Source organism: Aromatoleum evansii (genome assembly GCF_012910805.1).
Classification (GTDB): Bacteria; Pseudomonadota; Gammaproteobacteria; order Burkholderiales; family Rhodocyclaceae; genus Aromatoleum; species Aromatoleum evansii.
The window spans coordinates 21,298-33,384 of record NZ_WTVK01000060.1; the positions used below are offsets into that span (position 1 = coordinate 21,298).

At 59.7% G+C, this 12,087-nt stretch carries 10 protein-coding genes and 1 pseudogene; 7 read left to right on the forward strand and 4 right to left on the reverse strand.

The genetic code is table 11. The features are described from left to right. Nucleotides 1-96 precede the first annotated feature (96 nt). Nucleotides 97-1,989 carry a propionate--CoA ligase gene (locus tag GO615_RS22740; RefSeq protein WP_169132165.1) on the forward strand — a complete coding sequence of 631 codons (1,893 nt, stop codon included), beginning with the start codon at nucleotides 97-99 and terminating at the stop codon, nucleotides 1,987-1,989. Between the two features lie 110 nt (nucleotides 1,990-2,099). On the opposite strand, the gene GO615_RS22745 is transcribed toward GO615_RS22740, so the two are convergent. Continuing rightward, a complete protein-coding gene (locus tag GO615_RS22745; RefSeq protein ID WP_169132166.1) occupies nucleotides 2,100-2,867 on the reverse strand; it encodes a PEP-CTERM/exosortase system-associated acyltransferase in 768 nt (255 codons plus the stop codon). A gap of 235 nt (nucleotides 2,868-3,102) precedes the next feature. On the opposite strand from GO615_RS22745, the gene GO615_RS22750 reads away from it, so the two are divergent. The 3 genes from GO615_RS22750 to GO615_RS22760 all read left to right on the forward strand — a co-directional run bounded on the left by GO615_RS22750 (nucleotide 3,103) and on the right by GO615_RS22760 (nucleotide 6,870). Then, a complete protein-coding gene (locus tag GO615_RS22750) occupies nucleotides 3,103-3,993 on the forward strand; it encodes a ThiF family adenylyltransferase (protein ID WP_169132167.1) in 891 nt (296 codons plus the stop codon). Further along, nucleotides 3,986-5,065: a nitroreductase family protein gene (locus tag GO615_RS22755; protein WP_169132168.1), complete on the forward strand. Its 1,080-nt coding sequence runs from the start codon at nucleotides 3,986-3,988 to the stop codon at nucleotides 5,063-5,065. The genes GO615_RS22750 and GO615_RS22755 overlap by 8 nt, the downstream gene beginning before the upstream one ends. Before the next feature lie 269 nt (nucleotides 5,066-5,334). Next, nucleotides 5,335-6,870 carry a hypothetical protein gene (locus GO615_RS22760; RefSeq protein ID WP_169132169.1) on the forward strand — a complete coding sequence of 512 codons (1,536 nt, stop codon included), beginning with the start codon at nucleotides 5,335-5,337 and terminating at the stop codon, nucleotides 6,868-6,870. A 737-nt stretch (nucleotides 6,871-7,607) separates the two neighbouring features. Here the strand turns inward: GO615_RS22760 and GO615_RS22765 are convergent. Next, nucleotides 7,608-8,321, reverse strand: a complete 714-nt coding sequence (locus GO615_RS22765; protein ID WP_169132170.1) for a hypothetical protein — start codon at nucleotides 8,319-8,321, stop codon at nucleotides 7,608-7,610. Nucleotides 8,322-8,561: 240 nt separating this feature from the next. Continuing rightward, a complete protein-coding gene (locus GO615_RS22770; RefSeq protein ID WP_169132171.1) occupies nucleotides 8,562-9,041 on the reverse strand; it encodes a hypothetical protein in 480 nt (159 codons plus the stop codon). Between the two features lie 126 nt (nucleotides 9,042-9,167). Between GO615_RS22770 and GO615_RS22775 the strand changes: the two are divergent. Next, nucleotides 9,168-9,491: pseudogene (locus GO615_RS22775) on the forward strand (IS5 family transposase); the annotation flags it as partial. Between the two features lie 8 nt (nucleotides 9,492-9,499). Here GO615_RS22775 and GO615_RS22780 read toward each other — a convergent pair. After that, on the reverse strand, nucleotides 9,500-10,711 hold the full coding sequence (locus GO615_RS22780) for an ISL3 family transposase (RefSeq protein ID WP_169132173.1): 1,212 nt from the start codon (nucleotides 10,709-10,711) through the stop codon (nucleotides 9,500-9,502). Here GO615_RS22780 and GO615_RS22785 point away from each other — a divergent pair. Together GO615_RS22785 and GO615_RS22790 are read left to right on the forward strand one after the other, a co-directional pair. Next, nucleotides 10,670-11,245: an IS5 family transposase gene (locus tag GO615_RS22785; RefSeq protein WP_169132174.1), complete on the forward strand. Its 576-nt coding sequence runs from the start codon at nucleotides 10,670-10,672 to the stop codon at nucleotides 11,243-11,245. The genes GO615_RS22780 and GO615_RS22785 overlap by 42 nt on opposite strands. A gap of 199 nt (nucleotides 11,246-11,444) precedes the next feature. Further along, nucleotides 11,445-12,087, forward strand: a 643-nt coding sequence (locus GO615_RS22790; RefSeq protein ID WP_211167310.1) for a hypothetical protein, incomplete at its 3' end; no start/stop codon positions are given.

Genomic DNA, 12,087 nt, shown 5'->3' on the forward strand with positions numbered 1-12,087 from the left:
AGGTGGCGCCGCCGTCCTTCGGAGGAAGGGGGGCGGCGGCGTCGGACGCATATCAAAAGCAAGAAGTGCAGGGATCATAGTAGGGAGAGGAAGCTTATGACCGCGTACAACGAGTTTCACCGCCGTTCCATCGAGAAGCGCGACGAGTTCTGGGCCGAACAGGCCGGGCTCATCGACTGGAACAAGCCCGCAGAGCAGATCTGCGACTTTTCCAAACCGCCGTTCGTGAAGTGGTTCAAGGGGGGTGAAACCAACCTTTGCTTCAACGCCGTAGACCGCCACGCCGCGAAGCGTCCGAACGACCGCGCGCTGGTCTACGTTTCGACCGAAACGGACGAAGAGAAGGTCTATTCGTTCGCCGAACTGCAGCGCGAAGTCGAGCGCATGGCGGCGATCTACCAGGACCTCGGCGTCAAGAAGGGCGATCGTGTCCTGATCTACATGCCGATGATCGCCGAGGCCGCATTCGCCATGCTCGCCTGCGCGCGCATCGGCGCCATCCACTCGGTGGTGTTCGGCGGCTTCGCCGCAGGGTCGCTGGCAACGCGCATCGACGATGCGAAGCCGGTGCTGATGGTGAGCTCCGATGCCGGCATGCGCAATGGCAAGCCGGTGCCGTACAAGCACCTTGTCGACGAGGCCTGCAAGCTGGCCGAGTTCTCGCCGCAGAAGGTCCTGATCGTTGATCGCGGCCTCGACAAGGGCTTCCCGAAGGTCGCCGGCCGCGATGTCGATTACGGTGAGCTGCGCGCCAAGCACATGGACGCCAAGGTGCCGGTAACCTGGCTGGAATCGTCCGAGCCGAGCTACATCCTCTACACGTCAGGCACGACCGGCAAGCCGAAGGGCGTGCAGCGCGATACCGGCGGCTATGCCGTGGCGCTCGCCGCGTCAATGAAGCACATCTTCACCGGCGATGCGGGCGAGACGATGTTCTCGACCTCCGACATCGGCTGGGTCGTCGGTCACAGCTACATCATCTACGGCCCGCTGCTCGCCGGCATGGCCACGATCATGTACGAAGGCACTCCGCTGCGCCCCGATGCGGGCATCTGGTGGCAGATCGTCGAGAAGTACAAGGTCACGGTGATGTTCTCCGCGCCGACCGCCGTGCGCGTGCTGAAGAAGCAGGATCCGGCCTTCCTCAAGAAATACGACCTGTCCTCGCTGAAGCACCTGTTCCTGGCCGGCGAGCCGCTCGACGAGACCAGCCACAAGTGGATCATGGACGAGCTGGGTATCCCGGTCATCGACAACTACTGGCAGACCGAGACCGGCTGGCCGATGCTCGCGATCTGCCGCGGCGTCGAGCAGAGCCCGATCAAGCTCGGTTCGCCCGCCTTCCCTGTGTACGGCTACGACCTGCGCATCTTCCGTGAGGATGGCAGCGAGTGCGGTGCCAACGAGAAGGGCATCGTGGGCATCGTCCCGCCGCTGCCGCCGGGTTGCCTGTCCACCGTGTGGGGGCAGGACGACCGTTTCGTCTCGACCTACTTCAGCACCTTCAGCCATCCGGTGATCTACTCCTCGTCCGATTGGGGCATCAAGGACGAGAACGGCTACCACACCATCCTCGGTCGCATGGACGACGTGATCAACGTCGCGGGCCATCGACTCGGCACCCGCGAAATTGAGGAAGCGATCCAGGCGCACACCGCGATCGCCGAAGTCGCGGTCGTCGGCGTGGCCGACCAGCTCAAGGGCCAGATGCCGATGGCCTTCGCGGTGGTGAAGGACGCCTCGCGCGTGGATAGCGCCGATAAGCGTGCGGAACTCGAGAAGGAAGTCATGAAGACCGTCGACAACCTTCTCGGCGCGATTGCGCGTCCGGCGCGCGTCCACTTCATCACGGGCCTGCCGAAGACGCGTTCCGGCAAGATGCTGCGCCGTTCGATCCAGGCGCTAGCCGAAGGCCGCGATGCGGGGGACCTGACCACGATCGACGATCCGAGCACGCTGGATCAGATCAAGGCCGCGCTGGCGGGTTGAGTCGTTCTTTCGGGATCCAAACGAGCCGCGCCGAGAGGCGCGGCTTTTTTTCTGCCCATGGCTGGGGCCATCCGTCGTGGCGGGCACCTCAAATGCACGAGGAGAGCAGGTTAGACGGTGCGTCCCGTGTGTGACACCTGCTCGTAGGCTGCCTCAATCTCTTCACGAATCGTCCGCCACATCGGTTTCAGCAGGAAACGCATGCCCTTGATGATGCCTTGAACGTCCATCATCGACGGGATACGGGTGCCCCGATGTTCGACAGGTCCGCCTATCTGGCGCACATCCACCCCCAGCTTCGCAAAATGCGAAGCCAGGCGTGGTTCGGTCAGGATGAATAGTGTTTCGATCCCGGCACGTTCGGCAAGGGCGATGGCCCCCAGATAAAGACCGATCGGAATGTACGGGAAGCGGGGATGGACGGTCGTGCCGAAGTCCTCGTCATGGATAGGGGCGTCGGCCAGCGACTCGCCACGCCGGCGTCTGTAGGTTGAGCGCACGGCCAGTCGGGAAACTTCGGCAATCCGGTCGCGGGGCAGATGGGACGGATCGACGATCGAACGGTCAAGGGTCGCAGCGCAGGTCCGCTCGAAGGGGAGGGGGTAGTCCGGTTCCTCGGTCCTAGTCAGGACCACCCGAGTGCATCCGACCGGTCTGGTCGGCTCCGAACTCGTGCGCAACAGGCAATGCATGCTGTGCGCGTCGTATTCGTCCATTTCACGCCGATCCGGGCGCACAGGTTCGAAACCGAGTTCCTCGCAATATACCTCATGCCGAATGCGGTATACGGAGTCGCGCAGCGCGTCGTCGGTCGCCGGATGGATCTCGAAGTACTTCCTGAATCCGTGGCCGAGATTGAATCGGTCAAACAGGAGCAACGCGGTCTCCTTGTCGGGGAGGGGGACGTGACCGGATGGCCGGGCGAGGCCAGGATACGGGTACTGAACGTCTCCTGCAGCGCCCGGGAGCAGTGACTTTAATTAAGTAATCATAGTCCAGTTTCGGTGCACACGGGGTGTGCAAAAATCCGCGAGAGACTTTGAAGATGCGCCTTTTCGCGGTTTCTCTCACCGTGCGAATTCACTATGATGAACGACGAGCAGGGAGAGGGGCATGGTAGAAAAATTATTCGATTACGATGCTGCGTTCGCGCGCAACATCGGCTGGGTGACCACTGGCGAGCAGTCCGCATTGCGTGGCAAGCGCATCGCGATTGCCGGAATGGGCGGGGTCGGCGGTGTTCATCTGCTGACCTTGGCCCGGCTCGGTGTCGGCGCGTTCAACATCGCCGACTTCGACACCTTTGACCTTGTAAACTTCAATCGCCAGGCCGGCGCGATGATGTCATCGGTCGGGCGGCCAAAGGTTGACGTGCTGGCGGAGATGGCGCTCGACATCAACCCCGAACTCGATGTGCGCCGTTTTCCAGCAGGCTTGTCGGATGCCAATCTCGACGAGTTCCTCAAGGATGTCGATCTGTATGTCGACGGGCTGGACTTCTTCTCCTTCGGCATTCGGCGCGCCACGTTCGCGGCATGTCACCGCCTGGGAATCCCCGCGGTGACAGCTGCGCCGCTCGGGATGGGAACCGCGGTGCTCGTGTTCCTGCCGGGGCAGATGAGTTTCGAGGAGTATTTCTGCCTCGACGGATGCGACGAGGAGGAGATGTCGATCCGATTCCTGCTGGGGCTGTCGCCTGGGATGCTCCAGCGCTCATATCTCGCAGATCCATCGCGGGTGAATCTCGCCGAGCGGCGCGGCCCATCTACCATCATCGCGTGCCAATTGTGCGCCGGCGCCACTGCTGCGGAGTCGCTGAAGATCCTCCTCGGACGGGGCAAGGTCCTTGCCGCGCCTTGGGGCTACCAGTTCGACTCCTACAGGAACCGCATGGTCCGCACCTGGCGTCCCGGAGGCAATCGGAATCCGCTGCAGCGACTGGGGCTGTGGATCGCTAGGAAGCAGTTGCGCCGCATGCGCGAGCAGGGGGTGAACGGTGGCTGAGCGAGAAACCCTACTGAGTATTCTCGACCTCGCCCGTTGGGCTCCGAGCGGGGACAACACCCAGCCTTGGCGCTTCGAGATCGTTTCGGACGATCACATCGCAATCCACGGTTTCGATACGCGCGACTGGTGCCTGTACGACTTTGATGGCCGTCCAAGTCACATGGCGCACGGGGCTCTGCTGGAGACGCTACGGATCGCCGCGACGGTATTCGGCCTGGATGCACGATGGACGATCCGTCCTGGGTGCCCCGACACGGCGCCCATCTACGACGTCAGGCTACGGGAGGAGCCCGGGCTCGTGCCTGACCCGCTGTTGCCGCAGATCAAGACGCGGGTCGTCCAGCGCCGGCCGATGAGCACTACGCCGCTCACGGACGCGCAGCGCGCGCGCCTGACTGCGGCTCCCGGTCCAGACTTTCAGGTGCAGTTTTTTGAATCGGCCGCCGAGCGCTTGGCGGTGGCAAAGCTCCTGTGGGGCAACGCGCATGTCCGCCTGACCTGCCCGGAAGCCTATGCCGTGCACAAGGAAATCATCGAGTGGGGGGCGCGCTTCAGCAAGGATCGTATTCCCGAGCAGGCCGTTGGTGTCGATCCGGTGACCGCGCGGCTGATGCGGTGGGTGATGCAGAGCTGGGGGCGGGTGGAGTTTTTCAACCGTTACCTGTTCGGCACGATCGCGCCACGCATCCAATTGGATTTTCTTCCTGCATTGGCGTGTGCTGCGCATGTGCTGTTGCGTCCGCTGAAGTCACCAAGACTCCTGGACGATCACGTCGCGGCGGGCGTTGCGTTGCAGCGGCTGTGGCTGACCGTTACGTCGCTTGGTCTTCACTTGCAGCCGGAAATGACTCCAGTCATTTTTCGCTGGTATGCGCGCAGCGGGCGGTCAGTTTCGAGACGGGCTGGAATCAACGAGGCCGTGGTGCAACTCGCCGGGCAATTCGAGGAGATTGCCGAGGTCGACGACACCGTGCCCTTCGCGTTCTTTTGTCGCATCGGCGGAGGTGCTGCACCAACGGGGCGATCGCTACGCAAGGAACTCATCGACCTCATGGTTGGCGTGTCCTGAAGGCCTCAACCAAGACATCGTCGCTGAGGCTGGCTGAGTTTTCCGTTTCGTGAAGAAATTCCGTGTACGCATCGGTGAGATCGACAAAACTGTATAAGGTTGGCCGATAGTTCGTCGAGTTTTTTTACACTTTCTGGGATTGTTTGTTTATTTTGACGTCTAATTCGTTGTTTTAAAAATAAATTTTACACTGGTGTGATTGATGCTTATCCATGATTGATTGTGGTCCGGACTCGCTTGGGGCCGGTCAACTTCACAGGAGGTGCATCATGAAAAAATTTCGCCTTTGTCGAGCAGCGGGTATATTTATTGCTTTGGGGCTGCCGCTGGCAGTTAACGCGGCGCAGTCTATTAAGTTTGACCCCGACGGGACAGGCGGTGCTGAGACAATCACGGTCACCAACTTCGACTGGCTTCCGAGTAGTGCCTTAGCAGTCAATACATTGCCGTTGCCGACGTTGCCGACAAAGATTTCATCGACTCTGTTAACTCATGCCAAGTTGGGCAATTTTCTGGACGCGAATGGAAAGCCAATCCTCGGTACGGGTCTCAATTCCAACTACGAAATCACATTCGTTGCTCGAGCCGGTCAGCTTGGGGCGCTGATTAACACGACAACGAGTCTTTACTCGTTTGAATCCGGTGTGCTTCCGAATTTTTTTGAAGTATATTGGGATGACCAGCGTGACGCGAGTGATTTAGATGGTACCGATTTCAATAACGGTACGCTGATCATGACGGGCACGATTACTGCCCTGTCGGCAAATTTTAGTACGACGTCGATAACACCGGTATTGCTCGACCAGTTCGGTGCGAACGACTGGTTGGGGCTGTCTACCGGTTCAGGTGTCGGTGGTGGTAAGGTTGTGGTGGAGGTCGTTTTTGCGAACCCGGATTTTTTCCCTGATCCGGACCAACAACCTAAGACTGTTTTCTTCAATACCTCGCAAATATTGCCCTTCCTCCAAGTCGATCCGTCGAAACATTTTACCAACACGCCGTTCGGAGGTGGCGCTCCGATAGCCCCTGTGTTGGGTGCGGTGAACGGCCTCGCCACCGCGGGCGGCAAGGATGTGATCTTCCAAGCCGACTCGAATATGGGGGTTACGTTAATCGGGGTGCCGGGGGTTTGCAGGATGACCGGCGGCGGCGTAACGGTTGACGGACAGATCGTTCTTGAGCCGGGTGAGGTTGGAGCTGTTGGCGCAAGCGGCAGTGACGGGCTGAATCGGTATACCTTCGGGGGGCAGGTCGGCGCTCCAACGACGACAACGCCGGTGGCCGGTGAATGGACGCATCACCAATTTCAGGGGCCCGCAGGGGACTTCGTCTTTCGGGTAGGGACTGCGAGCGCACCGAAAGACACAATGGTGATGGAGGTGGAATGTCTTGATCCCGGATATTGCAGTCCGGCGCGACCAGCGCCAGACAAGCAATTGAACTGGAACGGGATCGGATCATTTCGAACGGCTAGGGGGGCGATTGCTGACGTCGTGAATCCCGAGAACGGTGGGGCTCCTGGGTATTCCCGTCATTACGTGCGAGTTCATGTCGAGGATCTCGGTGAACCCGGGCCTGGCGGTAAGCAGCCTCATAGTGAGGATTGTACGCATGTGATTGGCACGATCGTCGGTAATCCGCAACAAGACACCAGTTTGAATGATACAGTCTGTAGCAATTGTGCGGATGTTTATCAGATCGAAATCCACGCAACCACCGATCCAACGAGTGCGGTCATTTACTCGGTCGGAGGTTTTATGGATGTGGGCAACCTTCAACTGCATCCGCCCACTGGCCACCCGTGAGTAGGGCTGTCACGCGGTATATGGCATAGTATGTCATTTCGTGTGTGGATTTTTGAGAGTAAATCAAGTTCGCGACGCCGGTAGCCATTGCGGTTGCCGGTATCGTGCTGGCCGCCACTTCCGAGAAGTTCCGCGCTGAATTGCTCGGCTTCATAAAATAATGGTGCGATTGCCTTGGCATCCGGCAGTGCCGCTAGCGTGCTGTGTCCACCTCGCCCGCGTCGGATGCGGCCCAGAAGCCCTGCCGGACAAAGCGGCTGTGGGATTGCTCCGTGCACTGGGCAGATTGTCCGGCCTGCTCCAGCACCTGCTGCTGGGCCAGGCCGAAGCGCTCCTGGAGCGTGCTCTGCAGGCGCGGTTGGGCGCCCGCTCAAGTCCCGGCATAAATCGGTTGCCCAGCGCTCGTTCGGCATCGTCGCGACCGACGGCAAGGCCAGAATCCTCGGACGAAATCCGATCGCCCGCTTCTTGACTTGCCAACGCATCAGCTGAAAAGACGCGCTGCACCGTGTTCTTGTTTAAGCCCAGTAGGGGTGCGACCGTGCGGTAACCAAGCGACGGATGTTCCTTGATCAGAGCCTTGATCGGTTCGGCAAAGCGATCCTGAATCGTCCTTAGTCCCTTATGACTTCACTCTTTACAAATTCTGAGCAGACTCCGTCATGCGGTGAGAGCGGGGACGATGATCTGCTCGGAGAGTCTGCAGGCGGCGGCGATGGCGCTGCGACCGAGGCGGGTCAGGTAGTAGCGATAGGTGCCAGCGACTTTCTTGATGAGGCCGAACTCGCGCAGGCGTTTGAGATAGCGGGTGATACTGGCGGCGGAGCGATCCGGCAGGAACGGTTGCAGATCGGCGCGGCGCACGCCGCGGATGTTGAACGCAGGGCGTTGCAGGGCGCGCAGCAGCGCACCCTCGGTCTGGTCGAAGAAGTTGAAGCCTTTGATGCGATGGCCATCGACCTCTCGCGGGGCGCGGTGAGTTTGTCGAGGCTGCGGTGGCCTGCCGAGAAGTCGTCGAGCGCCGAGAGGAATTCGAGGTAACGGCGATTGCAGCCGGTGAGGATCTCGCGCAGATCGATCAGGCTGTAGATCGATTTCTTGACGGCAGCCAGTTCCCGGGTGGCGTGTCCATCCCGGTGTTCCACCTTGCGGTGGTGCTTGAAGAAGGAAACGTCGTTGGTGGTGGTTTCGATGCGCAGCACGCGCCCGAATTTGTCGTACATATTGACCGAGTTGCGGCCCAGGCGGTGCTTGATGCAGGTGCCTTCGATGCGCGTCGACAAGCGGCTATCGAGTTCCTGTGCCAGTTGCGGCGTCGGTTTCTTGCCCAGGAAGTGCATCACCTGTTCGGCCTTGACCGACAGCACCGCTTCGCGCGAGAGGACCTGATAGAGCGGCTTCATCGTCGCCTCCGAACGGAACACCAGATCGGTCGAGCATTCGATCTGCATCAGGCTCCAGTGATAGGTCTGGCCGAAGACGTCAAGGACCGGACAGCATTCGAGGGCGTAGCGATCGAGAATCCGGTGCAGCACGTCCGGGGAGAAACTGTCCGCCAGGTGCTGCGCGCACGCCCAGTCGTCAATGCGGATAAAGGCATTGTCGGCCGTTGCGTAGCCGATGCCCGCGGCCGTGAGTTGGCGGGCGAGCCAGCTGTGGCCGTTGCAGTAGAACTGGAGGCGGAACGGGCATCACGTCGGCACACGCAGATAGACGAGCCCCAGTTCGGCGTCGATGAAGTAGAAGTAGTAGTGCAGGCACTTGCCGGAAGTCCGACGCAGGAAGGTCTGATGGGTGCGCTTGTCGTGCCAGGGCTTGTAGGACGAGCAGGCTTCCATGGCGGAAATGACATGCACCAATCCGGGATGATCGCCGCGCGCCTGGATGACCGCGGTGACCACGTCTTCCTTGCGAAGGTGCGCTTTGGCGATGTACTCAATCCTCGCCCCGGCCGCCGAGGCCAGTTGCTCGGCGCGCGCCCGGATGCGATCGCGCAGCGGTTCGGCAAAGCGCGGGTAGTCAAAGATGCGAATGTGCTGCGCGTTCAGAAAGCTGGTCATCCCCGCGTGATGGCAGGCACCCGGCAGCGTGCCCGTAATCACCATCCGGTCGTAACAGCTCAGCACGCCGGCGATCCGGTCACGGTAACGTTCAAGAAGCGGTGCGTTCATCGCAACCTCCACTTCGCGTCACTGAGCCCTGCAACTTTAACCTGTTTGGTTCCGGCTACGCCGGCTTAGGGGCTGTTCACATTTGCTGATTTGTGTTTACATCCTGATCTTTGAGGGTAGATCAGGATGCTTCGGATGGTACTGACGGATGAACAGTGGCAGACAATCGAAGGGCTTTTACCCGGCAAGCCAGGCGATAGAGGGCGTTCAGCCAAAGACAACCGGCTTTTCGTCGAGGCGGTCCTTTGGTTGGCACGCACTGGCAGTCCGTGGCGGGACCTTCCTCCGGAGTTCGGCAACTGGCATTCGACGTATGTGCGCTTTGCGCGCTGGCGCGATGCAGGCGTCTCGGACCGGATCGCCCTTGCACTGGCCGGTGAGCGCGATCTGGCGCGGGTATTCATCGATTCGACTATCGTTCGTGCCCACCAGCACGCCTCAGGCGCCCAAAAAAAGGTTCATCGCGCCTTTCCGGGAAAGGCGGCCTTGATTTTCAGAAAGAAGTAGGCTGAGTCCCTGAAGCCGTAGGCCATGCGCTTGATGACCTTGATGCGGTTATTGACGCCCTCCAGAACGCTGGTGTTCAGGGGGAAGATGGCTGAAGCGAGGATTCCGCGCAGATATTTGCGCAGGCGTTTGGCAAAGGCGATGGCCGGCGCGATGCCGCTGTCGATGGCCAAGCGATACCAGTTTTTCCATCTTCGTGCGCCTTCGCGCACGGTCGGGGCGAACCAGATTTCCTTGATGGCCGTCTTCAGCAGATAGACGGTCGCCAAGGGCGCGTTGGCTGCCAACAACTCTTCGAGTTTGACGGCCTGCTCGTTGCCCAGATTGTCGCGGTTACGCAGCAACAGCCAGCGAGAACGCTTGATCACCTGACGTTGTGCGGGCGTGCTGCGCAGGGCGTTGGCTTTGTCGACCCGCACTCGGTCGACCACTTCCCGACCGAAGCGGGCGACGACGTGAAACGGGTCGTAGACCACTTCGGCGTTCGGGCAATGGTCGCGCACCTCCAGATCGAAGGCTGTGTTCATGTCCATCGCGACCGCTTCGATGTGTTGGCAGCCGCCTTCGCCCAACAGTTGAAAGAACGGCCGAATCGCCTCGCGGCTGTTGCCTTCTCCAACCCACAGTACCCGCATCCGCTCGGCATCCATGACCACCGTCGCATAGCGGTGCCCCTTGTGTAGCGCGAATTCGTCCATCACCAGCCGACGCGCGCCCCGGGCCTCGAAGTGCCCGTATTGGGCTTGCAGACGCCGATGGTCGATGCGCTTGATGGCGTGCCAGTGCAAACCCGTCAGTTCGGCCACATGAGCAATCGGCAGGATCTGTACGAGGGCTTCGACCCAGGCGCGCAGCCTGTGTGTGATGCGCTCACCCGCATCGAGCGAGTTCAGACATTCGGCCGCGCGGGCGCCGCAGTGGTAGCAGTCGAGCCGGCGAATCGGCACGTCCAGCCAGATCCGTCGATCGAACCAGTCCCGATCACGCACTCGCCGGCGCCGCCGCTCATGCACCAGCACGCAGTCACTGCCGCAGCGCCTGCATCGGGGACCGTACGAAGGATCTTCGGAAAGCGAAAGAAGCAGCGAGCCGTCGGCTTGCTCCTCGGATGAATCCACGACATGGCCTTCCCAGAAGACCGTGCCCAACATAGCATCTCGCATGACGGGGGAGAGGAAGGGGATCGGTTTGTTTGGCGACTGCCAATCTACCAACCTCTGACCCGTCAACCACTACTTCCCCCAGATCACGCGAAGAACCCAAAAAAAGTAGGACCGCAGGCGCTGGGGCGCTCGCGTGGAGGTCTGACGACCAAGCTGCACTTTGCCGTCGACGCCTTGGGCAAACCGCTGCGCATGATTCTGAGCGCGGGACAGGTCGCCGACATCGATTGTGCGCACGATTTGATCACCGATATGCCGTGCGCCGCCCTGGTTGCCGACAAAGGATACGACGCCAACGCTTTGGTCATGAGTATCGAAGCATCCGGTGCGCAAGCGGTCATCCCGCCTCGCTCCAACCGTATCGCGCCCAGGCAGTACGACCGCTGTACATACCAGGCGCGAAACCGGATCGAGCGCTTCTTCAACCGCATCAAGCATTACCGTCGGATCGCCACACGCTACGACAAGCTCGCATGCAGCTACATGGCATTCGTTCGAATCGTTTGCGCGGTAATTTTATATCGCTATATGTGAACAGAGCCTAGTAGCGTTCAGATGTCGAAATTCTTTACATTGATCACGTTCGCGGAGTCTGTTGGTGGGAAAAAGCATGGAAAAACAGAATGTTATATTTTATGGCAAAGAAAATGCTTTCCCATAGGTGGAGGTGGTTTTCAATCGTAAGGCTGCCGCGCTTGTTGGCGGTTATGTTGAATGAGCCGGAGGATTCAAAATGAAAAAGTTTGCATTGGCTGTGGTGGCTGGGGGCTTGTTCTCATCGGGCATTGGGATTCAGCTGGCGCATGCACAAACAACGGATATCGTGTTCGATACGAACGGAGCTGCAGTTGGGGGGGAGATTACAGTTCGGAGTTTCGACTGGACTCAGGATAATGCATTGGCAGTAGGCGCCACCCCCTTGAGCCTCGACCCGGAAAACCCGACAACTTTTACGCTATATGCGCAGGGCTCACTCGGGAACTTTAAGGACGGAAATAATCAGGTGATCAACGGAACTGGCTTGAACATCGATTATGAGATCACCTTCGAAACGGGTTTTACCGAAACAGGGGTAAACAGTATCATTGACGGGATAGGCGCCCTTGCGACTTTCCAATTGGCATCGGAAACGCCCGTGAACTACTTCAATATCTACTATGATACGGCGCGAAACGCAAGTCAGTTGGCTGGAACCGGGTATAATGACGGCGATCTGATTATGCACGCGGAAGTTACGAAGAACGATACCACCTTCTTTGTTGCGTTCCAGATAGACGCCGACGAGGATGGGGTTATGGATACCCCGCTCGTCGTCGCGCTCGATGGAAATGGAACGGATAATTACCCTGGTGTGGGGACGGTGGACGGTTCGGGGG